Here is a 25,853-nt window from a genome sequence, read left to right as displayed (position 1 = left end):
TCCTTTCCCACAAAAATTAAATTCCAGCCCACTCTACCAACCGGATTTCTCCCGCGCGCAGCAAGGGCGTGGCACAATTGGGGGACGTGACTACCCGTGATCTGCTTCAAGAACTTGCCCAACGCCACGGCGTGGCCTGCGAGTACACCGCCCAGAACGGACAGCCCGTGTACGTCAGCGAGGAGACAATTACCTATACGCTGCGCGCACTCGGCGTCTCTATCTCCGACCGTCCGGACGATGAAGAGCTAACCCAGGCCTTGTTCGAGGACTACCTCGAACGCGCCTCCCGCCCGCTGCCGCCCTGCGTGGTGGCCCGCGAAGGCGCCGAAAAGTCCTTTGCCGTCCACGTCCACGACGGCGACCCCGTCACCGTGACCATCGAGCTGGAGAACGGCGAGACTCGGCCGACCTACCAGGATCCGAACGACGCCCCGGCTGCCGACGTCGCCGGAACCATGTGGGGCGAAGCTAGTTTCCACGTCCCCGGGGACCTGCCCTTAGGCTTCCACAAGCTGCGCTTGTCCTCGCCCGGCATCGGCGAGCACGAGTGCCCGCTCATCGTGGTGCCCAATCACCTCAGCACTGCGGATCGCTACCTTGACCGCCCCGTGGCGGGCGCGATGGCGCAGCTGTATTCGGTGCGCTCCGAGAAGTCCTGGGGCATGGGTGACTTCGGTGACCTCGCCGAATTGGCGGAGACCTTGGCACCGGATTATGACTTCCTCCTTATTAACCCGCTGCACGCGGGCGAGCCGATTCCGCCAGTGGAGGATTCGCCCTACCTGCCCACCACCCGGCGCTTCATCAACCCGATCTATATTCGCATCGAAGATGTCCCAGAGCTGAAGCTGCTCAGCCCAGAGCTTCAGGATGATGTGGCCGAGCTCGCCGCCGAGTTCCGCGAACGCAACCGGTCGGCAGAAGAGATCGACCGTGATTCCATCTTCGAGGCCAAGCTGCAGGTCCTGCAGGAGCTTTTCAGCAAGGGGATGACCCCGGAGCGCCGCACCGCTTTCAGCGAGTACCAGCGCCGCGAGGGCCGCGGCCTGCGCAACTTCGCGCTGTGGTGTGCAGAGACTGAGCTCTCGCGCCACAGTGGACGCCGCCACGCGCTGAGCCTCGACGTCAACGACTTAGCCGAGTTCTACTCCTGGCTGCAATTCCTCTGCGATGAGCAGCTGGATGCCGCCCAGCGCCGCGCGCTCAACGCTGGCATGAGCATCGGACTCATCACCGATATGGCCGTGGGCATCCACCCGGCTGGTGCCGATGCCGTCAACCTGGCGGAGTACCTGGCCCCGCAGTGCTCGGTGGGGGCCCCGCCGGATGACTATAACCAGCAGGGCCAGGACTGGTCCCAGCCGCCGTGGCACCCGGTCCGCCTAGCGGAAGCCGGCTATGGGCCATGGCGTGATTTGCTGCGCACAATGCTGGGCAATGCTGGTGGCCTGCGCGTCGACCACGTCCTGGGCCTGTTCCGCCTGTACTGGATCCCGCGCCAGTCCACCCCGCTCAACGGCACCTACGTGACCTATGACTGGGAGGCCATGCTCGGCATCCTCGCGCTGGAGGCTGAGCGCGCCGGTGCTGTCCTCGTGGGCGAGGACCTGGGAACCCTGGAGCCGTGGGTCCAAAACGCTCTGCGCGATATGGGCGTGCTGGGCACCACGATCATCTGGTTTGAGCATGCCGAAGACGGTCCCACCCCGCGTCCGCAGGATCAATACCGCCACATGGCGATGTCCTCGGTGGGCACGCACGATCTGCCGCCGACGCTCGCCTACCTGCGTGGCGACCACATCGCGCTGCGCGCCCGCCTGGGCCTGCTCACCCGCCCGGTGGCGGAAGAAGAGGCTGAGGACCGCGCGTGGCAGGAAAAGGTCAAGGACAACCTGCAGGCCTATGGCATGTTGGAGAACCGCGAAAGCGAAGAGGATGTGCTCGTCGCCCTGCACCGCTATGTTGCGGGAACTCCCTCGGCGCTGACGGTCACCAACGTGGTGGACATGGTTGGTGACGTGCGCGCACAGAACCAGCCGGGCACGACGAAAGATCAGTACCCGAACTGGTGCATCCCGCTGTGCGATACCGCCGGCAAGCCGGTGCTCTTGGAGGATCTACCGAAGCAGGAGCTCTACCAGCGCCTCGCCCAGGCCGCCCAACGTCCGGGCACCCAACGCTAAAGCGTCGTCCCTCTAAAGGACGACGCCGACGATGGCCACCACGACGATGAGCGTGATCATCAACCAGAGGGTCACGCTCACTCGGGATTTGGGTAGTGCGCGCTTGCGGTGAGAAGGCTGTGAGCGCTCAGGGTCCCACAGGCCTTCGCGGTGATCATCGGGAGTCATGGTCATTTATCCTAGTCCGCCCCTCCACGAGTGTGTACACGCGGTCGATGGCCCACATCAACCCCCACCCCATCACGGTTGCGGCCGGCACTGCGGTGACGGCAAGCACCGCCATTTGCGCCCACACTGGCGCCTGCACGAGCCATTCCATGCCCTCAGGGTAGCCTGTTCACCATGAGCAGTGCACCTTTCGACGTCACCTGCCCCGCGGGCACCATCACCGGCTACCTCGATGAGGACGTGGCCCACTTTCACTCCATCGAGTACTCCCATATCCCGGGGGATTTCGAGAACCCCGAACCTGCCCCACCCCGTGACCAGGATGCACGCACCCCGCACCCGGAGAAGGTCGCGCTCACCATCACCGCCCCCGCACCCGGCAGCCGCACCACGTCACTGGCGCCCACGTTGGTCTATATCCACGGCGGCCGCTACGAGCACGGCTCCCACGAGGATCCCCGGGCAGCGGGCACGCCCACCGCACAGGCAGGCATCGTCCACGTTCAGCTGGGCTACCGCGTGGGCCTGCCGGGGCTTGCCCGTTTCCGTGATGATGAGCCCGACCGCTACCGCGCCATCGAGGACCTGCAGCTGGGCTTGGAATGGATCCAGCGCAATATCGAGGCCTTCGGCGGGGATCCCACCAACGTCACCATCTTGGGCCAGTCCGCCGGCGCCAACGCCGTGCTGTGGCTGTGTCGGCGGGACCACTACCGCGGGGCCTTTCGCCGAGCACTAGCGCTCTCCCCGGGCTTCCCGAGGGAGACCTTCGAGGAGCGCAGTGCCACCCTGCGTCAGGTGATGAAGAAGCCCATCACGCGTTCCTCGCTTGCGGCGATGAGCCAAGAGGAGCTTGCCGCCGGCTACGCCAAGTTCCGCAAGAAGTACAGCCTCGATATGGCGCTGGGCCCCACGCCCCTGGAGTGTGGGCAGCTTGCCGACGTCCCCCTCATCCTCGGCAGTACCCGCGACGAGTTCTACAACATCCCGGCCACACGGAAGATTGACCGCTCCCCGTTCCGCGGCCTCATCCTGCGCTATGCGGCGCCGCGCTTTGGCTTTCCCCGCAATGGTTTCCAACCCTGGTATCAGGTGGTGCAGCACATGGACAAGGAGCGCCCAATGGGCCGGATGGTGGGTGATGCCATCATCCGCCGCTGGGCTGCAGAGGTAGCGGAGAAGGCACCGGGTAAGACCTGGATGGTGGAGTTCATCCGTTCCTCGAGCCCGGCCCTGCACTGCGAGGAGCTGCGCCCGCTCTTCGGAGAAACACCGCTCGCGCAGTGGTTGCGGGACTTCGTCCGCACCGGCGAGCCCGGCTTCGAGGCCTACCGCCCGGAGCATGCTATCTGGGAATACAACCTGGATAACGGCGAGAACCGCGTGGCCTACGCCAGCTTGGATTATATTTCGGCGGCCTTCGCCCAGGATGGCAGCCTGCTCTGATCCGGGGGCATTAAGCCAAGAGGGCCGCGCGCAGCGGTTCGTGGGTCAGTTCCTCCACCATCCACGGGCTAAAGGCAAACGGCGTGGCGTCGACGGCGGCGAGCACGTCGCGCACTGGCGCCCACGCGAAGGAATCGACTTCGTCGGGGTTGGGCGCCGGATCATCTTCAGTTTCGAAGAGATAGACCGGGCAGATTTCATTCTCCACCACGCCGGAAGAATCCACGGCACGGTAAGCAAAGTCCGGGAGCACCAAACGCGGCGTGCCGCTCAGGCCAAGCTCGAAGCGGCCGCGGCGGACGACGGCGGCGGCAGTCTCCTCATCCGGGCCCGGGTGCCCGCAGAAGGAATTGGTCCACACGCCAGGCCAGGTCAGCTTGGACAGGGCGCGGCGGGTCAGCAGCAGCTGGCCATCGCGCACCACCCACGCAGAAAAGGCGAAATGGAGCGGGGTATCCGCGGTATGTACGGCGGCCTTGTCAGCGGTGCCGGCGGGTGTGCCCTCCGGCGAAGCTAGAACGACGAGTTCCGTCATAGATTGAGGTCTCCTACATAGCGCACGTTGCCAATGCTAAAGCGCGCGTTCCAGAGGTTGCCTGGGGCAACGTTATAGACATATTGAAGGTTGGTGGACGCACCGGCGCCCAGCGGGTGATCCAGGCCCGGCGCGGCCACATCCGGGTGGACAGCGGGGTCAACATCAATCGAATCCACGGTGGCCCAGCCGCCGTTGCCGTCGGCACGCTCGAGGGTGGGTTCCGGGAGGGCGTCGACAGGCATCGGCACCTCGTTGAGGTTGTGAATCTTCACAGTCAGCACCGTTCCGCCACCGCCGGAGTACAGGCCCTGCAGCTCAAATTCCACGTTGAGGCCCTCGTCCTTAACGGGGGCTGCCAAGTCGGAGGTGACCTCGTGAGCGTCCACGTCCTTGGCCTCAAAGGTCGGCGGCTCCGAACTGGAGACCACGATGTTGTCCTGCGGGCCCACGTCCGGCGGCTGGAGGATACTGCAGCCTGACAAGGCAGCCAGGCACAGCGGGGCGCACGCTAGGGGGAGGTATTTCTTCACCGCGGATCCTTTTCCATCACGATTTCGGTTTCTCCCCTACCTTAGTCGACGGGTTGGATATTCCTATTAAGGGCGTAACATCGGCCGGCGATGAACTCTATTCTCCGCATCGTCCGCAGCGCCTCCGCTCTGTGGCCTTTCTATCTTGGCGTCCTAATCACCGCGTCAGTCACCGCGATTCTGTCGCTGCTGACACCTTTCATCCTCCGCGAAGCCACCGATACCGTCGTCGCAGGCGGACCACTGCGCACCATTCTGTGGTGGGTCGTAGCACTCTTTGTGGCGGACGCGCTGGGCAACGTGGTGAAGAATATCGGCGGCTATATCGGCGATGTGATGGTCGCACGCCTGCGCCAGATTCTTTCGACGCGCTACTTTGCCAAGCTGCTCTCCGTGCCGCAAGGTTATTACGACAACCAGGTTACCGGCACCATCATTGCGCGCTTGGACCGCTCGATTGCGAATATCACGCAATTCCTGCAGTCCTTCTCCAATAACTTCTTCGTCATGCTCATCCAGGCCGCGGCGGTGCTAGTCATCACCGCGGTGTACTACTGGCCGCTGGCCATCCTGCTGGCTGCGCTCTTCCCCATCTATATGTGGCTCACCGCGCTGACCTCGGAGCGCTGGCAAAAGTTTGAGGCCATTAAGAACGAGAACATCGACGTGGCCAATGGGCGCTTCGCGGAGGTCATCGGACAGGTGAAGGTGACCAAGTCTTTCGTCGCCGAAGCCCACGAGCTGGCCTCCTTCGGTTCGCACTACCGCACGGTGGTGGATACCACGAAGCCGCAGTCGCGCTGGTGGCATTCCATGGACACCGCGCGCGGCGCGGCCATGGCGCTGATCTTCTTAGGCATCTATGGCCTGATCTTCTGGCGCACTCTGGAAGGCCACTTCTCCATCGGTGACATGGTCATGCTCCTGCAGCTGGTGAATATGGCCAAGCAGCCGGTGTTCATGATGAGCTGGATCGTGGATGTCAGCCAGCGCGCCATCGCCGGCTCCAAGGATTATTTCAAGGTCATGGAGGAAATCCCGGAGCCTACCGTCAACCCGCAGCTGGTCGCCGCCGCTGAAACCTCCGACGTGCCGGAACTCGATCTCACCCCGGCTGAACCGCTGCGCCCCGCAGAAGGCCCGGTCTTCGCCTTCGAGGACGTGTCCTTCTCCTATGAATCGGATAAGCCGGTCGTCGCCGACATCACCTTCGCCGCCCAAGAAGGCCACAAGGTCGCGCTCGTCGGCGAGTCCGGCGGCGGCAAGTCCACCCTGGTCAACCTACTGTTAGGCCTCTACCAACCCACGGAGGGAAAGCTGACGGTACTGGGCCACGACGCCGCGGAGCTCACCGCGGAGCGCCTGCGCGCTTCAGTCGGCGTGGTCTTCCAGGAGTCCTATCTTTTCTCCGGCACCATTCGGGAAAACATCGCTTATGGCAAGCCGGGCGCCACGATGGAGGAGATCGTGGACGTCGCCAAGCGCGCCAATGCACACGGCTTCATCGAAGAATTCCCCGATGGCTACGACACCGTCATCGGCGAGCGCGGCCTCAAGCTCTCCGGCGGGCAGAAACAGCGCGTGGCCGTGGCGCGCGCCATGCTGAAGGACGCCCCCATCCTCGTCCTCGACGAGGCCACCTCGGCGCTGGACACCAAGGCTGAGCGCGCCGTGCAGGCCGGTCTGGACGAGCTCATGAAGAACCGCACCACGCTCATCATCGCGCACCGCCTGTCCACCATCGCGGACGTGGACACCATCATCACCCTGGACCGCGGACGCATCTCCGAGATTGGTTCGCCGGCCGAGCTGGCACAGTCTGGCGGCATCTACGCCGAGCTGCTGCGGCTGACACAATCCGCCTCCGCCGCCGACCGCCAGCGACTGAAAAAATACGGATTCGTCCAAGCCACCGACGAGTAAGGTGGGGCACATGCATTTCCCTAGCCTGAAAGAACTCTCTGCCCGCGGCACCCGCAAGTGGACCGTCTATGACGAGGACATCATTCCGCTGTGGATCGCTGAATCAGACTTCCTCACCGCGCCGGCGGTGAAGGAGGCCATCCAAGAGGCTGTCGACGCCGAGTCCTTCGGCTACACGCCGGCGCCCAAGGCCTCCGAGCTCAACGCGGCGCTGGCGGATTTCTATGAAGCGCGCTATGGCTGGCGCCCGGAGCACGTCTTCTGGATCGGGGATGTCGTGCGTGGACTGCTGCTCGGCGTGCAGTACTTCACCGAAGGTGCGGTGGCGGTGCCGGTTCCCTCCTACCCACCGCTGCTGGAGCTGCCGGAGACCGCCGGGCGCGAGAAGATTGAAACCTCGCTGGAGCTAGAGGATATCGAGCGCGCCTTTAAGGCCGGCGCCGGCTCCATCCTGCTCTCCCACCCCTATAACCCGCTGGGCATCGTCTTTGATGAGGAATGGCTGCGGGGCCTCGTCGAGCTGGCAGATAAATACGATGCCCGCATCCTCTCCGATGAGATCCACGCCCCGCTGGTCTACGAGGGCCGCCACATCCCGCTCGGTGCCTTGTCCGATCGCGTTATTACCGTCACCGCCACGTCCAAGGCGTGGAACACCGCGGGCCTCAAGTGCGCGCAGGTGATCTTCTCCAAAACCGCGGATGTCGAGCGTTGGAACTCGCTGACCGGCGTGGCTAAGGACGGCACCGGCACGCTCGGCGTCTTGGCCGCGGAGGCCGCCTACCGCCACGGTGGGGAGTTCCTTGACGAGGAGATTGAGTACCTGAAGAAGACCCGCGACTGGTTGGTGGAGGAGTTACCCAAGCGCGTTCCGGGTCTCAAAACCTCCCACCCGCAGGCCACCTACCTGCTGTGGTTGGACTTTAGCGAGACAGCTATTGGTGATAACCCGAAGCCCGCGGCGTGGGTGCGCGAGCACGCCAAGGTAGCCCTCAACGAGGGCGTGACTTTCGGTACGGGCGGCGAGCATCATGCCCGTCTTAATTTTGCAACCTCCCGTGAGCTGCTCGAAGAGGCACTCGACCGGCTGGAGAAAGCATTTAGCTAAAATTTACATCTCATGTCATGGGCATTATCCTTAGAAAAATGTCCATTAATGACGTTCAGGCTCCCGCCCAGTCCGCTTCGAAGACGAGCTCGCCCATCGGCATCGTGATCGTTGCCTCCCTCATGCTCTTCTCCATGTTCTTCGGAGCGGGCAACCTCATCTTCCCGCCGGAGGTCGGGGTCTCCTCCGGCACCAACTTCTGGCCTGCTACCTTGGGCTTCCTCGCTGCTGGCGTAGCTCTGCCGGTCTTAGCGGTGATCGCGGTGGCCATTTCCGGCCAGTCCGTACGCGATATCGGAAACCACGGCGGCAAGATTTTCGGCGTGGCCTTCTCCGTCATCGCCTACCTGGCCATCGGCGCCTTCTATGCCCTGCCGCGTACCGGCGCGGTGTCCATGGAAACCGCGATTACCCCGCTGCTTGGCTGGGAAGGAACCTTCGCCAACGGCGCCTTCAACGTCGTCTTCTTCCTCATCGCATTGGCACTGGCTTGGCGCCCCAACAACATCATTGACACCTTGGGCAAGTTCCTCACCCCGGCGCTGGTCATCCTGCTCGCGGTACTCATCACCCTCGCCACCGTGGCGAATCCCCGCATCCCCGGCGCCCCGACTGAGGAGTACGCCTCCGCGCCCTTCGTCACGGGCCTCTTCGAGGGCTACAACACGATGGACGCCATCGCAGGCCTGGCTTTCTCCATCGTCATCGTGACCTCGCTGCGCTCCAAAGGCTTCTCCACCAACCGCGCGCTGCTGCGCGGAACCATCACGTCCGCCGTCATCGCCGGTGCGCTGCTTGCCGCTATCTACCTGGGCCTGGCGTGGATCGGCCAAACCATGCCGAATGGCGCCTCCTATGATTCCGGCGCCGCCTTGCTTGCCGACGCCTCCAACCTCACCATGGGCAACGTCGGCCAGGCCGTCTTCTCCGCCATCGTCATCTTGGCGTGCATGACCACCGCCGTGGGCCTGATTTCCGCCACCTCGGAGTTCTTCGCTCTGCTCGTGCCGAAGACCAACTACCACTTCTGGGCCTGCTTGTTTACCGCGCTGTCCATCGCCTTCGCCTTCCAAGGCCTGGACACAGTGCTTGCCATCGCGGTTCCCTTCATCGTGTTCTTGTACCCGCCGGCTATCTCGCTGATCGCGCTGACGCTTCTGCAACCGGTAGCCAAGAAGTGGGTCACCTTCTACTGGGGCTTCCGCCTGGCACTGTGGGTTTCCGTGCTGTGGTCCGCCGCCACTTCCTTCGGCGCCCCGCTCAGCTTCTCCCCTGGTCAGGACGTTGGCTTGGGCTGGGTGGTTCCTACGTTCCTCGCATTTGCCATCGGCGTTATCATCGACGTTGTATCTACATCCTCGTCGAAGAAAAGTGAGTAGTTCATGACGCCCCGCGCCGCCCTATCCATTCTCGATTTCTGCACCATTTATGAGGGAGAATCTCCCTCTCAGTCGATGGCCAGGTCAGTCGAGCTGGCGCAACAGGCGGAGGCCTTGGGCTTTGAGCGCATGTGGTACACCGAGCACCACAACATGCCCTCCATTTCTTCCTCCTCCCCGGCGGTGCTCATCGCACACATCGGCGCGAAGACCGAGCGCATCCGCTTGGGCTCCGGCGGCGTGATGCTGCCGAACCACGCGCCCTATGTCATCGCCGAACAATTCGGTACCCTCGCCGAGCTCTACCCCGGCCGCATCGACTTAGGCCTGGGCCGCGCGCCCGGCACCGACATGCAAACCTTGGGCCGCGCCCTGCGCCGCGATGGCCACGCGGCCGAGCGCTTCCCCGAGGACGTCAAAGAGCTGCAGGGCTACCTCTCCGGAAAGCCCCTCATCCCCGGCGTGAAGGCCATCCCCGGCCACGGCACGAACGTGCCCATTTATATCCTGGGTTCCTCGCTCTTCGGCGCCTCGCTCGCCGCGAAGTTCGGTCTGCCTTATGCCTTCGCCTCGCACTTTGCCCCACAGCATCTTCAAGCCGCCACGGCCTACTACCGCGAAAATTACCAGCCTTCCGAGGCCCACCCCGAGCCCTATGTCATCGCCGGCGTCAACGTCACCGCTGGTGATGACGCAGAAGAGGAATTCGAGAAGGTCTGCTTCCGCCGCGTGAAGGCTTTCGTCAGCCGCGGCAAGCAGCTCAGCGACGCCGACGTCGCCCGCATCATCGATTCCCCGCAGGGCCAGCAGATCATCGGCATGCTGCAGTACTCCGCCGTCGGCAATGTAGAGCACGTGCGCGAGTACCTCACCGACTTCCAGAAGTTGGCCCAGGCGGATGAGCTCATGATCTCCCTGCAATCCACAAGCCACAAGGCAGCGTTGGGTAATATGGCAAACCTGGCACAAGCGTGGCAGATGTAGGAACAGGCGCATACGCGCGTACGCACATCCTTGCCCGTCACAGCGTTGTTCTACATAGAGGAGAATTTCGGTGGCCCTTCGCCGTACACAGCAACACAGCATGATCGCTGATTACCTGCGCACCCTCATTCGCAGCAAGAAGCTTTCTCCTGGTGATTTCCTGCCCAGCGAGGCCGAGCTCTGCGAGCAATTCTCCTCCTCCCGCGGCCCCGTGCGCCAAGCCGTCGCGGCACTGCGCTCGGAAGGCCTCATCTCCTCCGGCCGCGGCCGCCGCTCTGTCGTCCTCGGCCGTTTTACCTCGGAGTCCTTCGACTCCATTTATTCCGTGACGCACTGGCTGCGCGAGCGCGGCTTCGAGCCCGGCGCGTCCACCTTGTGGCTGGGGCGCTGCCCTGCTTCCGAGCAGGAAGCCGAGTTCTTGCGGGTAGAGACAGGTTCCCCCGTAATCTTTGTGCACCGAGTGCGCAGCGCCAACGGCATGCCCATCGCCATCGAGCGCATGTTCTTCCCACTGGACGTGGGCAGCCACATCCTCAACTTCGATGCCGACAATGAGTCCGTCCACGATCACCTACGCAAGCAAGGCGTGGACTTCGACAACGTCAACCGCGAGCTCTCCCTTGCCTACGCCAGCGAGGAAGATGCGCGCTCCCTCAATGTCGAGCCCGGCACCCCGCTGTGGCGCCTGCACTTGGACATCTCGGATCACTCCGGTCATCCCGTCGAGTGCACCGAAATCCTGTACCTCGGGGACCGCCTGACGCTTGGCATGACGAGCGTGCGTGGCACTACCTCCCCGCTCGAGGTCAAGCTGTCGGAAGGATGATGAAGGCCTGGATTGGTGCGCTGGGGGTGATCGTGGGGGCGTCGCTAAGCGCGTGCTCTGCCGGCTCCACGGCGGTGGTGGATTCGGATTCCGCCACGCTGACGCTGGCCACGACGACGCCGGCGACCTCCCTGGATTTCACCACCGTTGGCGGTGCCGCCATCCCGGCCGCGCTCATGAGCAACGTCTACGAGACCCTGGTGCGCATCTCCCCGGAGGGCGAGATTGTGCCCGGCCTCGCCGATTCCTGGGAGGTCGAGTCCACGCGCTATACCTTCCACCTGCGTGAGGCTTCCTTCTCCAACGGCGAAGCTTTCACCGCGCACACCGCCGCGTGGTCCATCAACGCGGTGAAGACGGAGTGGACCAACGGGCTCAAGAAGCAGATGGACGTGGTGGAATCCGCTACGGCAGTCGATGATCACACGCTCGTCGTCAAGCTTTCCCGCCCCTCCGCCGGGTGGTTGTGGTCCATGGGTACCGCCATCGGCGCGATGCGCACCCCCACCGAAGCGGTGGGCACCGGCCCCTTCGCCGTCGCGGGCTTCTCCCCCAACGAATACATTGCGCTGCGCGCCCGCCCGGACTACTGGGGCACCCCAGCGGAAGAAGACATCACCATCCGCTACTTCCCGGATTCCCTCACCGCGGTCAACGCCCTGCGCTCCGGCGGGGTCGATGCGGTGTGGGGCGTGCAGAACCCCGAGCTGCTCGACACCCTCGATGACTCTATCGAAACCGCCGTGGGTACCACGAACGGTGAGGTCCTGCTGTCCATGAATAACCAGGCAGCGCCTTTCGACGATCCCCGCGTGCGCCGCGCCGTGGCGTATGGAATCGACCGCCACGCGGCCAACGAGATCCTCTGGGAAGGCCGCGCGCAGGACACTGGCGGCGCACCCGTCCCGCCGACCGATCCCTGGTTTAGTGGGAAGGACTACTACCCTTATCATCCGGCGCGCGCCCGCGCGCTGATGGAAGAGGCCGGGGCGGTGGGCACGCCGCTCACGCTCACCGTGCCAAGCCTGCCCTATACGCAAACGCTGTCCGAGTTCCTCTACTCGCAGCTGACGGAGATGGGCTTTGAGGTCACGCTCAAGACCGCGGAGTTTCCCGCGGTGTGGCTGAGCCAAGTCATGGGCGCAAAGGACTATCAGATGTCGCTCGTCGCCCACGTCGAGCCGCGCGATATCCCCACGATTTTTGGCAACCCGGATTATTACCTCGGCTATGATTCGCCGCGGGCCCGCACGCTGTTGGAACAGGATGACATGACAGGCGCCGTGGACCAGATCATGGAAGATATGCCCGCCCTGACCTTGATGAATATGCCCAATATCGTGCTCTACCGCGAGGGCCTGACCGGCCTGCAGCCGAACCAGATCACCGATGCCATTGAATTGCGAGGGGTGCGATGAGAGTCCTGCGCTTCCTCGGCACCATGTGGGCCGCCTCCATCATCATCTTCCTGCTCATGCGGGCCGTGCCCGGCAACCCGGCGCGCGTGGCCTTGGGCGTCAACGCCACGGATGAGGCCGTGGAGCAACTAACGCACTCCATGGGCTTGGACCGCCCGCTTCTCGTCCAATACCTGGAGTGGATGAAGGGCTTGTTGACCGGAAACTTCGGCATCTCCCTGTCCTCGCAGCAGGACATCACCCCGCTGGTGATTGACCGCGCGCAGGTCACGCTGCTGCTCATCGGGCTGGCCATCGCCCTCGCCCTGGCCGGGGCTATCCCCATGGGCATCCTGCTGGCCCGCTTTCGGCTCCCTGTGCTCAATGCGGCCACGCAGCTAGGCATCGCGGTGCCCAGCTTCCTGGTCGGTATCCTGCTGGTCGCCGTGTTCTCCGTGCACTTGGGATGGCTGCCGGCGAATGGCTGGCAGCTGCCGCGCGAGGGCCTCAACCACCTGGTCCTCCCTGTCATCTCGCTGGCACTGGTGCAGGGCGCGATGCTCACGCGCTACGTGCGCGCCACCCTCCGCGAGGAGATGGACAAGGACTATATCCGCACCGCCCGCTCCCTGGGTGAATCCCGCACCGGGGCGCTGATCCGCCACGGCCTGTGCAACGCCGCCCTGCCGGTACTCACCGTCACCGGCGTGCAGCTGAGCACCCTGGTGGTGGGCGCGGTGGTCATCGAGAATGTCTTTGTCATTCCAGGTCTTGGCTCAATGCTTCTCGACGCCGTCTCCACCCGCGACCTCACCACCGTCCAGACCCTCATCATGGTCTTCGTGACCTTCACCCTGACCGTCAACCTGCTCACGGACCTGGCCTACCGGGTCATCGACCCACGGCTAAAGGAGGCGCGATGAAACCTGGCTATTTTCTGGTGGGCCTGACCATCCTGCTTGCGCTGGTCTCCCTGGTGTGGACGCCTTATGACCCGAACCTCATCTCCCCCGACCGCCTGACCGGCCCCAGCCTGGAGCACCTCATGGGCACCGACCGCTTCGGGCGAGATACCTTCTCCCGCATCCTCGCCGGCGCCCAGATCACCGTGCTGGTGGGCGTGGTGGCGGTGGCCATCGCCGCACTCATCGGCGTGCCACTCGGCATTATCGCCGGGATGCGCGGTGGTGGCTTCATCATGGCGGCCACCGACCTGCTGCTCGCCTTCCCGGCGCTGTTGCTGGCCATCGTCGCCGGCGCGGTGTGGGGCTCGTCGACGCTCACGGCGACCATCGCCATCGGCATTGCCGGCATCCCCTCCTTCATCCGGGTCACGCGCTCGGGCACGCTGCAAATCATGACGCAGGACTATATCGCCGCCGCCCACATCTCGCGCGTGCCGCCGGCGCTCATCGCGTGGCGCCACGTCCTGCCGAACCTCGGCGGGATCGTGGCCATCCAGGCCTCCGTCTACTTTGCGCTGGCCGTCCTCGCCGAAGCCGGCCTGTCCTACCTCGGCCTGGGTACTGCCCCGCCGACGGCTTCGTGGGGCCGCATGCTGCACGACGCCCAACCCCTCCTGGCCACCCACCCCCTCCAGGCGCTGTGGCCCGGGCTGGCCATCGCCGGCACCGTCCTCGGATTCAACCTGCTAGGAAGCCATGCTGACCGTCACTGATCTGCGCGTGGGCCCCGTTGGCCCCCTCTCCTTCTCCATCGCTCCCGGCGAGCGCGTCGGCCTCGTCGGCGATTCCGGCAGCGGCAAGTCCCTCACCGCCTTGGCCATCATGGGGCTGTTGCCCGACCACCTGCAGGCCACCGGCTCCATCCAGTTCAACGGCCAGGAGCTGCTGGGCATGCGCGACCGCGACCTGCGCAAACTGCCGCTGGCCATGGTCTTCCAGGAACCCATGACCGCGCTCGACCCGCTGATGAAGGTGCCCGGCTTCGACCGCTTCCCGCACCAGCTCTCCGGCGGGCAGCGCCAGCGCGCGCTCATCGAGATGGCCATGGCCCGCCACCCCAAGCTCCTCATCTGCGATGAGCCGACCACAGCCCTGGATCCCTTCACCCAGGAGGAAATCCTCTCCACCATCGTGGATGCCGCGGATAACGAGGACACAGCGCTGCTGTTTATTAGCCATGACCAGGACGTCGTCAAGCGCGTGTGCGACCGCGTCGTGCGCATCGGTGAGCTCACCACGCCCGATCTCACCCCACCACCCGTACCTACCTTGGGCGAGCCCGTCATCACGCTCAAGAACGTGACCAAGGCCTACCGCGGGGTAACCGCACTGGATGATGTCTCCCTCACCGTCCGCGAGGGCGAACGCCTCGGCATCGTCGGCGGCTCCGGCTCCGGCAAATCCACGCTGCTCAAGCTACTCACCGGTTTGGCGGAGCCGACCTCGGGGACGGTGGCGGTGAAGAAGCGCGTGCACATGGTCTTCCAGGACCCTAAGGGCTCGCTCAACCCGCGCATGCCCATTTGGAAGATCGTGGCCGAGGGCGGCGGGACACGCGAGGAGGCCGAGACGGTGCTGCGGGAAGTCGGCATCGAGGGCTTCGAACGCTATCCCCGGGACTTCTCCGGCGGGCAGCGCCAACGTATTTCACTGGCGCGCGCCGTGGTGGGCAAGCCGGATATCCTCCTGGCGGACGAGGCCGTCTCGGCTCTGGATGCGACATCGCGGGCCCAGGTCCTCGAGCTATTGCAGCGCGTGACGAAGGACATGACGCTGGTGTTTGTCTCCCACGACATCGACGTCGTGCGCCACTTGTGCCCCACGGTGGCGGTCCTGCAGGACGGCCGACTGGTCGAGCACGGCGAAGCGAGTAAGGTGTTCTCCCGATATGGAACACCCTCTGCCGCAACGCCCTAACGCCCTTCAGCTCTTTACCGCCTTCAACACCTCCGCGCGCCGCTGGCCCGGTGCCCTGCGCGCGGCGTTGGCGATCATCATCCCGGGCGGGATTGCTGTTTTAACGGGCCACCCGGATGCGGTGCTGCTTATTTCCGCCGGCGCCTTCTCCGTCATCTACGGCGAGGGGCACCCCTACCGCACGCGGCGCCGCGTGATCCTGACCGCCGGCGCGCTGCTGACACTCGCAGCTACGGCCGGCTCCCTCGTCGGCGTGCATGGCCTGGCGCTGTCCGCGGTGTTTACTGTGGCGCTGGCGACGACCGGCGCGTTCGTGCAGAATGCGCTGCGGCTGCCGCCGCCGGGTTCCTTCTTCATCGTGATGGTGGCCGGTGGTTCCACGATGCTGCGCGGGGTTTCGCCGTGGGAGGTGGCCGCATGGAGCCTGGCCGGCGTGGCGGCCGGCTACGTGCTGGGCATGGTGCCGCGCTTTAGGGATCCGCACGGCCCGGAGACCCGCGCGGTGGCCGCGCTGGAAAAGGCCGCCGAGGCCTTCGTGAACTCCGATAGCGATTTCCTGGCTCGCCACCACCAGGCGCAGTCCGCTATCTCCACGGCCTGGCAAGCGCTTGCCGACGCCGGCGTCATCCGCGGCGGCCGCATCCGCCACCCCGCCCAAGCGGAACTGGTGCACCGCGCGCTGGCCGCGCAGCAGCGCATCGTGGCGCACCACAAGCAGGTGGGCGGCAACTCGGATGAGCTCTCTGATTCCCCCACCTACGTGGACCCGGACCGCACCAGCATCCCGCACACCAAGCCGACGATGCGCTACCGCTTCTACCGCGCCGCGGTGGGCAATTCCCACGCAGTGGTGACGGCGGAGAAGATCGCTCTTGGCGGCCTGGCCACCGCGTTCATTGGCATGGCGCTGGGGCTCAACCGCCCGGACTGGGGCGCGGTCTCAGTGCTCCTGCTCTTGCAGTGGGGACCGGACCGAGTACCGGGAACGATTCGCGGCGTGCAGCGCATGCTGGGTTCGGTATTGGGCGTGTGCGTCTTCGCGCTCATTGCTTCTTTCAGCCCGCACGGTTGGGGGCTGGTGCTCGCGCTGGCCTTCTGCCAGTTCTGTGCGGAGATTTTGGTGGTGAAGAACTACGCGCTGTGCGTGATCTTCTCCACGCCGCTCGCTTTGCTCATGGGCAACTCTTCGGAGCACATGGCCCACACCATCGGCTCGCGCATGGCGGAGATTGGGCTCTCCGTGATCGTGGCCATGCTCTTCTTGTGGCTGTGGAAGCCACGCGCTCAGCGGACCAACCACTACCGCCTGCAAACGCGCTGCTTCGAGGCAATGGCCGCCCTGCTAGGCGCGCTGTTGATTAAGACCCCGGAGGAGGCGCTGGCACAGCGCCGCGACCTGCACTACGAGCTGCTCTCGGAACGCCGCAGCATCCAGTCACTGGCCACCAATCACTCCGATATCAGCGAGTTCTGGGAGCGCCACACCGCCTTGCAAACGGCCGGCTACTTCCTCCTAGATTTCTGCGTGGTCAACCCGCTCACGCAGCCCAGCCGCGCGGAGTTGGATACGCTCATTGAAAAGATCACCGCAGCGGAAATGCGGTCCTGAGCTCCTAACCCGGGCTGCTCGCGGATTATTTCACGGACAGCAAAAGGTTCGGGTCGAGTACGTGTTCCTCCACGAGCTCGAAGAGCGCGAAGGCTTCCTCCAGCTCACGGACATTCTCATCAAAATTAGGCAGCGACATGGCATTCCAATCGACGCAGAAATAAGTGCCTTCATCCTAGCTCACACCACTGTCATTTGGCGCACCTGCGATAATGGTGAGCGTGAACACTCGAAAATCTACAGGTCCACCCGTTGGCATCTATCCTCACGACATGCACCCAGGCTTGGTTCCGGGCATCGGCGTGGAGGATCAGCGCAACGCTTTCACCCTCGACAAAATCACCTTCTTCAGCACGGCCACCTTCGTCGTAGCGTTCATCATCTGGGGCATTAGCTCACCAGAATCCGTCTCCACCGCCTCCTCCACCGCCTTTTCCTGGGCCATCACCAACGCCGGCTGGCTGCTCAACATCACCATGATGATGGCCGTCGCCACCATGCTCTACATCGGCTGCTCCCGCCTGGGCCGCATCAAGCTCGGCACAGATGACGAGGAACCCGAGTTCGGCTGGTTCAGCTGGGTCGCCATGATGTTCGGCGCCGGCATCGGCGTCGGCATCTTCTTCTACGGCCCGTCGGAGCCGCTGTCGCACTACATCTCCCCGCCACCCCACACCGTCGACGGCAACAGCGTCGAAGCCCTCCACCAATCCATGGCTCAGGCGCACTACCACTGGGGACTATCGCCCTGGGCGGCTTATGCGCTCGTCGGCGGGGCAATCGCCTACTCTTCCTATCGCCGCGGGCGCGTTCCGCTCGTGTCCTCGATTTTCAAGCCGCTATTCGGCTCCCGCGATACCGACGGCCCGCTGGGCAAGCTTATCGACGTCCTCGCGCTCGTCGCCACGCTCTTCGGCACTGCTGCCACGCTGGGGCTTTCCGCCATCCAGATCGGCCAGGGTGTCTCCATCATCCGCGGTGCTGGCCCCCTGACGAACTCCGTGCTCATCGTGATCATCGCGGTCCTGGGCTGTGGTTTCATCATCTCGGCGGTGTCCGGTGTCTCCCGCGGCGTGCGCTACCTTTCCAACTTCAACATCACGCTGACACTCGGCCTGGTCATCTTTGTCTTCTTCACCGGCCCGACCTTGCTCCTGCTCAACCTCGTGCCCTCCGGCATCGTCACCTACATCGACCAGCTTTTGCCCATGATGGCTAAGGGCCTGTCCTGGGGTGATGAAACCATCGAGTTCCAGTCCTACTGGACTGCCTTCTACTGGGCATGGTGGATCGCGTGGACGCCCTTCGTCGGCATGTTCGTGGCCCGCATCTCCCGCGGCCGCACGCTGCGCGAATTCACCGCCGTCACCGTCTTCGCGCCCTCCCTCATCCTCATTTTGGCCTTCACCATCTTCGGCGGCACGGCCATCACCTTCCAGCGCGAGAACTTGCCCAACTTTGACGGCTCCGCCTCCGGCGAGCAGGTGCTCTTCGCCATGTTCGATAATCTGCCGCTGAGCAGCATCACGCCCTTCATCCTGATCGTGGTCTTAGCGGTCTTCTTCATCACCTCGGCCGATTCAGCGTCGGTCATCATGGGAACCATGTCCTCCAAGGGCGACCCCGCCCCCAACAAGTTCATCGTCATCTTCTGGGGCCTGTGCATGATGGGCATTGCAGTCGTCATGCTGCTGACCGGCGGTGAGGACGTGCTCACCGGCTTGCAGAACCTCACCATCCTCTCGGCGCTGCCTTTCTGCATCGTGCTGCTCGTCATGATGGTGGCCTTCATCAAGGACCTGCGCTCCGACCCGATGTTCATCCGCCGCGCCTACGCGCGCGCTGCGGTGGAAAATGCCGTCGTGCGCGGCATTGAGGAACACGGCGATGACTTCGAGCTCACCGTCGAGCACGCCGACGAAGGCCGCGGTGCCGGCTCCGACTTCGACTCCTCGGCCCATCGCTACACGGACTGGTACCAGCGCACTGATGAAAAGGGTGAGAACGTCGACTACGATTTCGACACCGATACCTGGGCCGACGGCTACAACCCGAGCGCTGAGCAGAAGGAGAAGTAAATGGGGCTCCCGGACGACGTCGTCCTTGACGGCTATACCCTCATCGAGCAGCACGAAATTGACCACGAGTTCCTCATCAACGGCTCCCCAATCGCTGCGGAAACTCCCCTGCTATTCGCTCTCACCATCGCCGGCATGCTCCTCGTGGCAGCCAGCTTCTTTCTGGGCGGCAGCCGCCGCATCATCACTGGTCTGCTCGGCGCGTTCCTCACTCTCACGAAGTTGTGGTGGATGCCCATTGCACTTTCCCGCCAGTTCAACGACGGCCAGGTCTTCGGCTACGCGCTGAAGTACTACCCCCAGTACTGGCCGGTGGCGTCCATCATCGTGGTCGTCATCGCGCTGCTTGGCCTGGCCTCCGCGTTTATCCGTCGGCGCTAGCGCGCTTCCAACACCGCAATCGCGATGTGCACCCGGTTGGTGCCGCCCAGCTTGTCCAGGATGTGCTTGATGTGGGTTTTCACCGTCGTGACTGACACATAAAGCTGCCCCGCGATCTCCTGGTTGTCCAGGCCCTGGGCCACGAGTTGCGCCACCTCGTTCTCGCGCTGGCTTAAGCCTTCCAGCGGGCGGGGATCAGGCGTCTCTGGTTCTGCCGGCGCGGGCTCGGGGCGCTTGAGCGCCAACAAGTTCTTCAGGGCCTTCGAGCTCAGCAGCTGCTGCCCCGTGGCCGCAGCGCGCACCGCCGAGACCAGCCCTTCCGGCTCGATGGTCTTGAGCAGAAAGCCCATCGCGCCGGCGTGCAGCGCATCCACGATGAACTCGTCCGTATCGAAGGCGGTGAGCATGACCACCGGGATATCCGGCGCGCTCGCGCGCAGTTGCCCGGCCGCCTCGATGCCATCCATCACGGGCATGCGGATGTCCATGAGGACCACGTCCGGCTGCAGGTCCAGTACACGGGCCACACCGTCGCGGCCATTGCTGGCCTCGGCCACTACCTCGATGTCTGCTGCGCCCTCCAAGATGAATCGGATGCCGCGCCGCAGGGCCTGCTCGTCATCGACCAATACCACTGAAATCATTACGGGCGTGCCTCCTCCGGTAGTTCGAGGACCCAGGTGAAAGTGGAGGCGTCGTCAAGCACTGTGAAGGTGCCTCCCGCCAGCCGGGCGCGCTCCTCCAACCCCAGCAGGCCGTTGCCGCCACCGGACTCTGGCTGCTCCGCCACCTTCTTATTCTGCATGGTCACCCGCACCTTATCCTCCTCGTTCTCCACGGTGAGCGTCACCTTCTTCCCCGGCGCGTACTTGCGCGCGTTGGTCAGCCCCTCCTGCACGGCGCGGCCCAGCGTGTGAGCGGCAAGGGTACTCAGCTTATCGACATCCCCCTTCTTATAGCGCACCTTCGTCCCCGCCGCGCGGGCGCGCCCGATGTGCTCCTCGATGCTCGCGCGCGGATCCACGCGGTCATCCACGCGCAGCGCCTTGATCACCCCGCGCAGGTCCTCCACGGCGGCCTTCGCCTCCGTCTGGATGGTGTCTGCCGCCTCGGCGACCCGCTCCGGGTCGGCGTCCTTGCGGTAGCTCAGGCCACCCGCGTACACGGAGATGAGGCTGAGGCGGTGCGAGAGGGAATCGTGGATATCGCGCGCAATGCGGTTGCGCTCCTCCAGACGGGCGCGCTCCTCGCGCGAGCGCAGCTGGTCCTCGTTGAGCTCAGCCAGGCTCACCAGCGTGACCTCGCGCTGGCGGCGCTGCGCGCGCACCGAGCCCGTAATCCAGGCAACGATAAGAAAGAGGCTTTCATAAAACACGTAACCAAAGGGATCGAAGATGTTCATCCGAATGTAAGGCACAGAGATAACGGTCACACACGAGGCCACGAAGACCGCCGTCCCCGCCAGGGACCACCGCAATCGGCCGCGCGAGATGATTGAAATCAACACCACCAGCACTGACAGCGACAATGGGCGAAACCCGCCTAGTACCAGGACGAGCAGAGCCGCAACCAGCACCACCGGGTGGCCGGGGTACTCCTCGTGGATGTTGCGCTCCCGCCGTGAGTGGTGCAGGGCGAAGGGCAGCAGAATCCACGTGGCGAAGCTAAATAGACCCATCAAGCCCAAAACAAGGGCTTCCTGATCCGTCCCCTCGAAGTTTTCGATATGGGGGATCCATGCCGCCAAATCCGCCACCACGCAGAGCAGAATGAGCAGCACCGTGATCCACAGTGGTCGCGTCTTTCTCGTCATGGTTGCCACGATAGTTCTCCCTGCGTTCCGGAAAATCCTCCCTGCGGAGGATACCGGCACCCCGGGCGCGGTTCATAACCTAAACCGCATGAGAAGAACACAGACTTTGTACGAACTGCTCACCGCCGCCGGACTGGTGTTCACCGCTTATAATTTCTCCCACGGCGCTTTCGTCACTACCAGCGCGCTCGCCGCAGTGTTGTACGCGGCCGTGGCAATCGGTCTCACGCTGCTGATTCTGCGCAAGCACCCGGGCATTGCGCACGGGGTGGTGTGGGGTATTGCGGTCTCCACTGTCGCCGGCCAGCTCAACGAGAACATGTACCACCTCCTCATCCGTACGGTCCCAGACTGGCTGGTCTTCGCTGGCATCGCCCCACTCACCGAGGAGGTCCTCAAATTCCTCGGCGTCATCTTCATTTGCACCTGCGTCATCCGGTCCCGTCACTGGGCGGACTACGTCTTCGTCGGTGTGGCCGTGGGCATGGGCTTTAGCGTGAGCGAGAACGCCGTCTACTACGTCAACATGACATTGGAGAACCTCGATTCTGATGTCAGGGGAACGCTGTTTGCACTCCTTGCCCGATTCATCGCGAACCCACTCATGCATTCCTTCTTCACCGGAATCGCAGCCTTTGGACTATCCCGCAGGCAACCGGTGCGCTGGTTGCTTATCGCCATGGCGGTGCACTTCACGGCCAATTTCGGACCGTCTATTTCTACCGCGTTTGAGGACACCCTCTGGCCTATCTTCCCCACCTTCCTCATCCTCATCGGCCTGTGGGTCGCCACGATTGTCAGCATTGTGAAACTCTGCAAAATCCTCCCTGCGGAGGATACCGGCGCAAAATCGCAGCTCCTAGGGTTGAAAGCATGAAAAACACACTGATTTATTCCTGCATCGGCGTCCTCGCCGCAGTACCGCTTGCCGACGCCCTCCTCCCCGACCCCACTCCCGACACCACCCCCGTGCGCGGCATCCCGGGACTGGAGTGCCCGGAGGATCCGTACGCCTCCTCGCAGACCTGGAACTGCGGGAGCGCGACCATCATTTCTGAGGAAGGCAGCTCCTCCCACGAAGTCGAGACCTACCTGCCGCGCCAGCACCGTTCCTTTACCGGGACCAGCGCGCTCACCGACGCCCCCATCACCACCCAGGCGCCGGAGCTCTACCGCGTCGAGGACGGCGACGGCATCACGCTGGCTAACCCACATGACAACACCGTCTCCTTCCTCCACATCGACGGGCCAAAGGCAGAGGACTTCGCCGACCGTGTTCAGAAGGAGGAAGCTTGAAGTACCTGTACTACCTGCTGACCCTCGGCGCGTTGGGGGTGACCGTTGTTCACTACACTCGCGAGCCCTTCCTGCCCGCGAGCGCGCTGACTGCCGTGGCCTTCGCCGCCGTACTTGTCTGCCTCACGCTGTTCTTCCTGCGCCGCCGCCCAGGAATTGCGCACGGCGTGGTGTGGGGCTTTGCGGTCTCCGGGCTCGCGGTGGAACTCAACACGAACATGACCCACCTCCTCGCCCGCGCGGGACTGGACTGGCTAGGCGCTGCCGGGTTCGCGCCGTTTACCGAGGAAGTGCTCAAGTTCCTCGGTGTGTTGCTTATCTGCACCTGCGTCATCCGGCCCCGCAGTTGGCTCGACTACGTCTTCGTGGGCGTGGCCGTGGGTATCGGCTTCACTGTAGGTGAGGATGCCACCGCCTTCGCGCGCATGACGGCGGATAACCTCGACTCGGATACCGCTGGCGCAATCGGGGCGGTGGTCATCCGCCTGGGATCCAACCCGCTCTCCCACTCGCTGTTCACCGGGCTCAGCGCCTACGGCCTCTCCCGCACGCAGCCGGTGCGCTGGCTCATTGCCGCCATTGCGGTGCACGCTACGAAGAACCTTTTCCCGTCGTTAAGCACTGCGTTCGACGCCGCCATCTGGCCCCTCCTCGCCGGCATGGTCGTCATGCTCGCCGAATGGGTAGCCACCATCTGGGGCACTATTGCACTGCGGAAGAAGGCGGCTGCGCATCCTGCACCGGCGCACGCATAGCCTTCGTGGCCGGCGAGGGGTGCGCGTCCTCTGCGGCTAGGCGCTCAAAGGCCACCGCCGCCAGGGCTGCGGCTTGGTCTCCCAGAACGGAATCATCGAAGCGCACCTGCGGCGAGTGATTCCACTCGCGCATGTGCTCCGGAGTGTGCGGATCGCCCGTACCGAACCACATGAAGGTGCCCGGAACCTGGGCGAGTACCGCGCCGAAGTCTTCCGAGGCCATCATCGGGGTGTCCATGGTCAGCACGTTTTCCGCGCCGAACATACCCGCCCACAACGACGCCGCGAACTGGTCCTCGCGCGCTGAGGTCTTTGTCGCCGAATACAGGACCTCAAAATCCACCTTCGCGGTGCAGCGGTGCGAGGCCGCCACGGAGCTCGAGACCTCGATGATCATTTGGCGGACGGCGTCGATGTGTTCGTCGCGAAGCACGCGCACCGTCGCGCCCAACTCCGCCTTGTCCGGGATGACGTTGACCGCGCCGTCGCCCGCGCGCAGGTTGGTCACCGTGATGACAATCGGCGAGTTCGCATCGAAGCGCCGGGTCAGCGCCACTTGCAGGGCCATCTGGATCTCCGCGAGGGCCGCAACGGGATCGATAGCATCGTGCGGGCGCGAACCATGCCCGCCCTTGCCATAAACAGTGATCCCCAGGTTCGAAGACGAGGCCATCATCGGGCCGGCGATGTGGTGGAAGGTGCCCCGATCCTGTGGGCCGACGTGCAGACCGTAGGCGGCAATGGGGCGGCGGCCAGCAGCGTCGAGCACGCCCTCATCAATCATCGGCTGCGCACCGCCCGGCCCCTCCTCGCCCGGCTGGAACATGAAGGTGACATCGCCCAACAACTCCTCGCGGTGGCGGCACAGCATTTTCACCGCGCCAATCAGTCCGGCCGTGTGCAGGTCGTGGCCGCAGGCGTGCATGTTGTTATTCGTCGAAGCAAAGGGACTGCCCGTCTGCTCGCGCACCGGAAGGGCGTCCATGTCTGCGCGCAACAACACCGACACCGGGCGCTCACCGCGCTTGCCGCCGCGCAGGACCGCGACGATCGAGCTGAGGTCACGGCCGAGATGAATCTCCAACGGTAGCCCTTTAAGAGCTTCGAGCACCTTCTCCTGCGTGCGCGGCAGGTGCAAACCCACCTCCGGGTTCTGGTGCATATCGCGGCGGAAGGCCTGCAACTCCGGAAGCAGCTCCCGGCCTTCCTCCACGAACACGTGGCTGGCCAACCGCTCCCCCAGCTTGGCCGAAACCATCGGAAGCGGTGGCAATTGCTGACGGTGGCGCGGGGCCATCTTCATGGTGTCATCCTTTCCGAGCATGTGCGCCGAGCATACCGGAAACTGTATTAATGTAGCAGTCTATGAAACTTCTCTCTGCGCTTCTGAGCAGCGCACTTCTCATGTCCTCTGCCCCTGCCTACCAGGAATCTAGCCGCGATGAGCAATCCTCACGCTGGGGCGTGGACGCAACGTTCAGCATCATCAACGCCATGGGTTCCTCCTCACACCTTCTCACTGATCTGTTCACATCGGAACAGGAGGGCTATCCGTACCCGGTGGATGCGTCGATAAGCACGGCGTCCGTTGTCTCCCGCACGCCGACTGATGAGCCCGGCCGTGAGAAGTGGCTGGTCTCCTCGCCATCCATGGGCCGCGAGATTCCCGTCGACGTCGTCCTCGGCAACGGTGGACCGGTGGTGTATTTCTTGGAAGGTGTCGACTCCCCGGAAACCTCCAACTGGATCACCAAGGGGCATCTGAAGCGCGTCTTTGGCGACTCCGACGCCAGCATCGTCATCCCCTCCCAGGGCGCTGGTTCCATGTGGACGGACTGGAATCAGGATGACCCGAAGCTGGGCCGCCACAAATGGAACACCTTCGTCACGCAGGAGCTCGCGCCGGTGGTTGAGGCGGAACTGAACCACAACGGCAAGCGCGGAATCATCGGACTATCGATGGGCGCGTCCGGCGCGGTCATGATGGCCAACAACCACCCGGGATTCTTCGATGCGGTGGCGGGTATTTCCGGCTGCTATTCCACGACGAGCACGGTGGGCCAGGGAACGGTCGACCTAACGGTGGGCAGCCTCGGTGGCAACCCGCGGAACATGTGGGGCCCGCACGGTTCAGCGGACTGGGTGCGCAATGATGTCGCGGCGAACCCGGAGGGGCTGCGCGGGGCGACGCTGTATCTCTCCGCTGCGTCGGGGGCGTGGTCGGATGAGGAAATGGCGGCCTACGCCAATAAATCCCTCGACGATCGCATTGGCGGAACCTTGTTGGAGGCCGGCTCAAAGCGTTGCACGGAGGAGTTTTCCGCCGCGCTTGACGACGCCTCCCTCCCCCACACCACCGACTACCTCGACGCCGGGGTGCACGACTGGGTGATGTTTGGCAAGCAATTGCAGCCGGCGTGGGATGCGATTAAACCGGCGCTCTACTAACGACGTCTCCCCACCCCTGAGCTGGGTGTTTCTTCCTCCGGTTGCGGGGCACATGGTGCTGGTTTAGTCTCTGTGGCCATGGGGGATATTGAAACCTACATCCGCC

At 64.0% G+C, this 25,853-nt stretch carries 24 protein-coding genes; 18 read left to right on the top strand and 6 right to left on the bottom strand.

All coding sequences use genetic code 11. The features are described from left to right. Nucleotides 1–86 precede the first annotated feature (86 nt). Nucleotides 87–2,186, top strand: coding sequence for a 4-alpha-glucanotransferase (gene malQ / locus HMPREF2743_RS04425; RefSeq protein ID WP_246824465.1), 2,100 nt, complete (start codon nt 87–89; stop codon nt 2,184–2,186). A 12-nt stretch (nt 2,187–2,198) separates the two neighbouring features. Here the strand turns inward: malQ and HMPREF2743_RS12700 are convergent, their stop codons facing one another. After that, nucleotides 2,199–2,360 (bottom strand): hypothetical protein, encoded by a 162-nt coding sequence (locus HMPREF2743_RS12700; RefSeq protein WP_168160905.1) that lies wholly within the window; start codon nt 2,358–2,360, stop codon nt 2,199–2,201. A 168-nt stretch (nt 2,361–2,528) separates the two neighbouring features. Between HMPREF2743_RS12700 and HMPREF2743_RS04420 the strand changes: the two genes are divergently transcribed. Continuing rightward, nucleotides 2,529–3,800 carry a carboxylesterase family protein gene (locus tag HMPREF2743_RS04420; protein WP_070818256.1) on the top strand — a complete coding sequence of 424 codons (1,272 nt, stop codon included), beginning with the start codon at nt 2,529–2,531 and terminating at the stop codon, nt 3,798–3,800. Nucleotides 3,801–3,810: 10 nt separating this feature from the next. Here HMPREF2743_RS04420 and idi read toward each other — a convergent pair whose 3' ends face one another. Both idi and HMPREF2743_RS04410 read right to left on the bottom strand, forming a co-directional pair. Further along, a complete protein-coding gene (gene idi, locus HMPREF2743_RS04415; RefSeq protein WP_070729627.1) occupies nt 3,811–4,335 on the bottom strand; it encodes an isopentenyl-diphosphate Delta-isomerase in 525 nt (174 codons plus the stop codon). Beyond that, nucleotides 4,332–4,868 (bottom strand): hypothetical protein, encoded by a 537-nt coding sequence (locus HMPREF2743_RS04410; RefSeq protein WP_070644571.1) that lies wholly within the window; start codon nt 4,866–4,868, stop codon nt 4,332–4,334. Before HMPREF2743_RS04410 ends, idi begins: the two co-directional genes overlap by 4 nt. 90 nt (nt 4,869–4,958) lie before the next feature. On the opposite strand from HMPREF2743_RS04410, the gene HMPREF2743_RS04405 reads away from it, so the two are divergent. The 12 genes from HMPREF2743_RS04405 (at nt 4,959) to HMPREF2743_RS04350 (ending at nt 19,435) form a co-directional block, all read left to right on the top strand. Next, complete coding sequence (locus HMPREF2743_RS04405) at nt 4,959–6,791, top strand: ABC transporter ATP-binding protein (protein ID WP_070818255.1); 1,833 nt, start codon at nt 4,959–4,961, stop codon at nt 6,789–6,791. Between the two features lie 10 nt (nt 6,792–6,801). Next, nucleotides 6,802–7,899, top strand: coding sequence for a MalY/PatB family protein (locus HMPREF2743_RS04400; RefSeq protein WP_070818254.1), 1,098 nt, complete (start codon nt 6,802–6,804; stop codon nt 7,897–7,899). Nucleotides 7,900–7,937: 38 nt separating this feature from the next. Beyond that, complete coding sequence (gene brnQ, locus HMPREF2743_RS04395; protein WP_070818253.1) at nt 7,938–9,278, top strand: branched-chain amino acid transport system II carrier protein; 1,341 nt, start codon at nt 7,938–7,940, stop codon at nt 9,276–9,278. Nucleotides 9,279–9,281: 3 nt separating this feature from the next. Further along, nucleotides 9,282–10,262 (top strand): LLM class flavin-dependent oxidoreductase, encoded by a 981-nt coding sequence (locus HMPREF2743_RS04390; protein WP_070818252.1) that lies wholly within the window; start codon nt 9,282–9,284, stop codon nt 10,260–10,262. 70 nt (nt 10,263–10,332) lie between these two features. Next, the gene (locus tag HMPREF2743_RS04385; RefSeq protein ID WP_070818251.1) at nt 10,333–11,088 is read left to right on the top strand and encodes a GntR family transcriptional regulator; all 756 of its coding nucleotides are present in this window, start codon (nt 10,333–10,335) and stop codon (nt 11,086–11,088) included. Continuing rightward, nucleotides 11,088–12,506, top strand: coding sequence for an ABC transporter substrate-binding protein (locus HMPREF2743_RS04380; protein WP_070818250.1), 1,419 nt, complete (start codon nt 11,088–11,090; stop codon nt 12,504–12,506). Before HMPREF2743_RS04385 ends, HMPREF2743_RS04380 begins: the two co-directional genes overlap by 1 nt. After that, nucleotides 12,503–13,408: an ABC transporter permease gene (locus HMPREF2743_RS04375; RefSeq protein WP_070818249.1), complete on the top strand. Its 906-nt coding sequence runs from the start codon at nt 12,503–12,505 to the stop codon at nt 13,406–13,408. The genes HMPREF2743_RS04380 and HMPREF2743_RS04375 overlap by 4 nt, the downstream gene beginning before the upstream one ends. Further along, on the top strand, nt 13,405–14,163 hold the full coding sequence (locus HMPREF2743_RS04370) for an ABC transporter permease (protein ID WP_070818248.1): 759 nt from the start codon (nt 13,405–13,407) through the stop codon (nt 14,161–14,163). The genes HMPREF2743_RS04375 and HMPREF2743_RS04370 overlap by 4 nt, the downstream gene beginning before the upstream one ends. Further along, nucleotides 14,147–15,367, top strand: coding sequence for an ATP-binding cassette domain-containing protein (locus HMPREF2743_RS04365; RefSeq protein WP_070818247.1), 1,221 nt, complete (start codon nt 14,147–14,149; stop codon nt 15,365–15,367). The genes HMPREF2743_RS04370 and HMPREF2743_RS04365 overlap by 17 nt, the downstream gene beginning before the upstream one ends. Beyond that, entirely contained in the window at nt 15,339–16,976 is a 1,638-nt protein-coding gene (locus HMPREF2743_RS04360; RefSeq protein WP_070818246.1) for an FUSC family protein, read from the top strand. Before HMPREF2743_RS04365 ends, HMPREF2743_RS04360 begins: the two co-directional genes overlap by 29 nt. A gap of 272 nt (nt 16,977–17,248) precedes the next feature. Beyond that, nucleotides 17,249–19,054: a BCCT family transporter gene (locus HMPREF2743_RS04355; protein WP_246824464.1), complete on the top strand. Its 1,806-nt coding sequence runs from the start codon at nt 17,249–17,251 to the stop codon at nt 19,052–19,054. Next, on the top strand, nt 19,055–19,435 hold the full coding sequence (locus HMPREF2743_RS04350; protein WP_070818244.1) for a hypothetical protein: 381 nt from the start codon (nt 19,055–19,057) through the stop codon (nt 19,433–19,435). On the opposite strand, the gene HMPREF2743_RS04345 is transcribed toward HMPREF2743_RS04350, so the two are convergent. Both HMPREF2743_RS04345 and HMPREF2743_RS04340 read right to left on the bottom strand, forming a co-directional pair. Further along, nucleotides 19,432–20,079 carry a response regulator gene (locus tag HMPREF2743_RS04345; RefSeq protein ID WP_070818243.1) on the bottom strand — a complete coding sequence of 216 codons (648 nt, stop codon included), beginning with the start codon at nt 20,077–20,079 and terminating at the stop codon, nt 19,432–19,434. The two genes, HMPREF2743_RS04350 and HMPREF2743_RS04345, sit on opposite strands and share 4 nt — an antisense overlap. Then, nucleotides 20,079–21,248, bottom strand: coding sequence for a sensor histidine kinase (locus tag HMPREF2743_RS04340; protein ID WP_246824463.1), 1,170 nt, complete (start codon nt 21,246–21,248; stop codon nt 20,079–20,081). Before HMPREF2743_RS04340 ends, HMPREF2743_RS04345 begins: the two co-directional genes overlap by 1 nt. An 88-nt stretch (nt 21,249–21,336) precedes the next feature. Between HMPREF2743_RS04340 and HMPREF2743_RS04335 the strand changes: the two genes are divergently transcribed. From HMPREF2743_RS04335 to HMPREF2743_RS04325, 3 genes are read left to right on the top strand one after another with little or no spacing between them, the layout of a single operon-like run. Beyond that, the gene (locus tag HMPREF2743_RS04335; RefSeq protein ID WP_083321599.1) at nt 21,337–22,125 is read left to right on the top strand and encodes a PrsW family glutamic-type intramembrane protease; all 789 of its coding nucleotides are present in this window, start codon (nt 21,337–21,339) and stop codon (nt 22,123–22,125) included. Continuing rightward, nucleotides 22,122–22,544 carry a hypothetical protein gene (locus HMPREF2743_RS04330; RefSeq protein WP_070818241.1) on the top strand — a complete coding sequence of 141 codons (423 nt, stop codon included), beginning with the start codon at nt 22,122–22,124 and terminating at the stop codon, nt 22,542–22,544. The genes HMPREF2743_RS04335 and HMPREF2743_RS04330 overlap by 4 nt, the downstream gene beginning before the upstream one ends. Next, entirely contained in the window at nt 22,541–23,299 is a 759-nt protein-coding gene (locus HMPREF2743_RS04325; RefSeq protein ID WP_070818240.1) for a PrsW family glutamic-type intramembrane protease, read from the top strand. Before HMPREF2743_RS04330 ends, HMPREF2743_RS04325 begins: the two co-directional genes overlap by 4 nt. On the opposite strand, the gene HMPREF2743_RS04320 is transcribed toward HMPREF2743_RS04325, so the two are convergent. Then, nucleotides 23,247–24,602 carry a M20 metallopeptidase family protein gene (locus tag HMPREF2743_RS04320; RefSeq protein ID WP_070818239.1) on the bottom strand — a complete coding sequence of 452 codons (1,356 nt, stop codon included), beginning with the start codon at nt 24,600–24,602 and terminating at the stop codon, nt 23,247–23,249. The two genes, HMPREF2743_RS04325 and HMPREF2743_RS04320, sit on opposite strands and share 53 nt — an antisense overlap. Nucleotides 24,603–24,664: 62 nt before the next feature. On the opposite strand from HMPREF2743_RS04320, the gene HMPREF2743_RS04315 reads away from it, so the two are divergent. Continuing rightward, on the top strand, nt 24,665–25,747 hold the full coding sequence (locus tag HMPREF2743_RS04315) for an alpha/beta hydrolase (protein ID WP_070818238.1): 1,083 nt from the start codon (nt 24,665–24,667) through the stop codon (nt 25,745–25,747). Nucleotides 25,748–25,853: the final 106 nt, after the last annotated feature.

It is taken from the genome of Corynebacterium sp. HMSC036D02, assembly GCF_001836165.1.
GTDB lineage: Bacteria > Actinomycetota > Actinomycetes > Mycobacteriales > Mycobacteriaceae > Corynebacterium.
The sequence above is the reverse complement of the archived record's forward strand: the minus strand, read 5'-3'. Positions and strand labels throughout refer to the sequence as shown.

Excerpts from the sequence above, each read along its gene's own strand:
- HMPREF2743_RS12700 (WP_168160905.1), bottom strand. The coding sequence starts at position 2,360 with ATGACCATGACTCCCGATGATCACCGCGAAGGCCTGTGGGACCCTGAG.
- HMPREF2743_RS04420 (WP_070818256.1), top strand. The coding sequence starts at position 2,529 with ATGAGCAGTGCACCTTTCGACGTCACCTGCCCCGCGGGCACCATCACC.
- idi (WP_070729627.1), bottom strand. The coding sequence starts at position 4,335 with ATGACGGAACTCGTCGTTCTAGCTTCGCCGGAGGGCACACCCGCCGGC.
- HMPREF2743_RS04405 (WP_070818255.1), top strand. The coding sequence starts at position 4,959 with ATGAACTCTATTCTCCGCATCGTCCGCAGCGCCTCCGCTCTGTGGCCT.
- HMPREF2743_RS04400 (WP_070818254.1), top strand. The coding sequence starts at position 6,802 with ATGCATTTCCCTAGCCTGAAAGAACTCTCTGCCCGCGGCACCCGCAAG.
- brnQ (WP_070818253.1), top strand. The coding sequence starts at position 7,938 with ATGTCCATTAATGACGTTCAGGCTCCCGCCCAGTCCGCTTCGAAGACG.
- HMPREF2743_RS04390 (WP_070818252.1), top strand. The coding sequence starts at position 9,282 with ATGACGCCCCGCGCCGCCCTATCCATTCTCGATTTCTGCACCATTTAT.
- HMPREF2743_RS04380 (WP_070818250.1), top strand. The coding sequence starts at position 11,088 with ATGAAGGCCTGGATTGGTGCGCTGGGGGTGATCGTGGGGGCGTCGCTA.
- HMPREF2743_RS04375 (WP_070818249.1), top strand. The coding sequence starts at position 12,503 with ATGAGAGTCCTGCGCTTCCTCGGCACCATGTGGGCCGCCTCCATCATC.
- HMPREF2743_RS04370 (WP_070818248.1), top strand. The coding sequence starts at position 13,405 with ATGAAACCTGGCTATTTTCTGGTGGGCCTGACCATCCTGCTTGCGCTG.
- HMPREF2743_RS04365 (WP_070818247.1), top strand. The coding sequence starts at position 14,147 with ATGCTGACCGTCACTGATCTGCGCGTGGGCCCCGTTGGCCCCCTCTCC.
- HMPREF2743_RS04360 (WP_070818246.1), top strand. The coding sequence starts at position 15,339 with ATGGAACACCCTCTGCCGCAACGCCCTAACGCCCTTCAGCTCTTTACC.
- HMPREF2743_RS04355 (WP_246824464.1), top strand. The coding sequence starts at position 17,249 with ATGCACCCAGGCTTGGTTCCGGGCATCGGCGTGGAGGATCAGCGCAAC.
- HMPREF2743_RS04350 (WP_070818244.1), top strand. The coding sequence starts at position 19,055 with ATGGGGCTCCCGGACGACGTCGTCCTTGACGGCTATACCCTCATCGAG.
- HMPREF2743_RS04345 (WP_070818243.1), bottom strand. The coding sequence starts at position 20,079 with ATGATTTCAGTGGTATTGGTCGATGACGAGCAGGCCCTGCGGCGCGGC.
- HMPREF2743_RS04340 (WP_246824463.1), bottom strand. The coding sequence starts at position 21,248 with ATGACGAGAAAGACGCGACCACTGTGGATCACGGTGCTGCTCATTCTG.
- HMPREF2743_RS04335 (WP_083321599.1), top strand. The coding sequence starts at position 21,337 with ATGAGAAGAACACAGACTTTGTACGAACTGCTCACCGCCGCCGGACTG.
- HMPREF2743_RS04330 (WP_070818241.1), top strand. The coding sequence starts at position 22,122 with ATGAAAAACACACTGATTTATTCCTGCATCGGCGTCCTCGCCGCAGTA.
- HMPREF2743_RS04320 (WP_070818239.1), bottom strand. The coding sequence starts at position 24,602 with ATGAAGATGGCCCCGCGCCACCGTCAGCAATTGCCACCGCTTCCGATG.
- HMPREF2743_RS04315 (WP_070818238.1), top strand. The coding sequence starts at position 24,665 with ATGAAACTTCTCTCTGCGCTTCTGAGCAGCGCACTTCTCATGTCCTCT.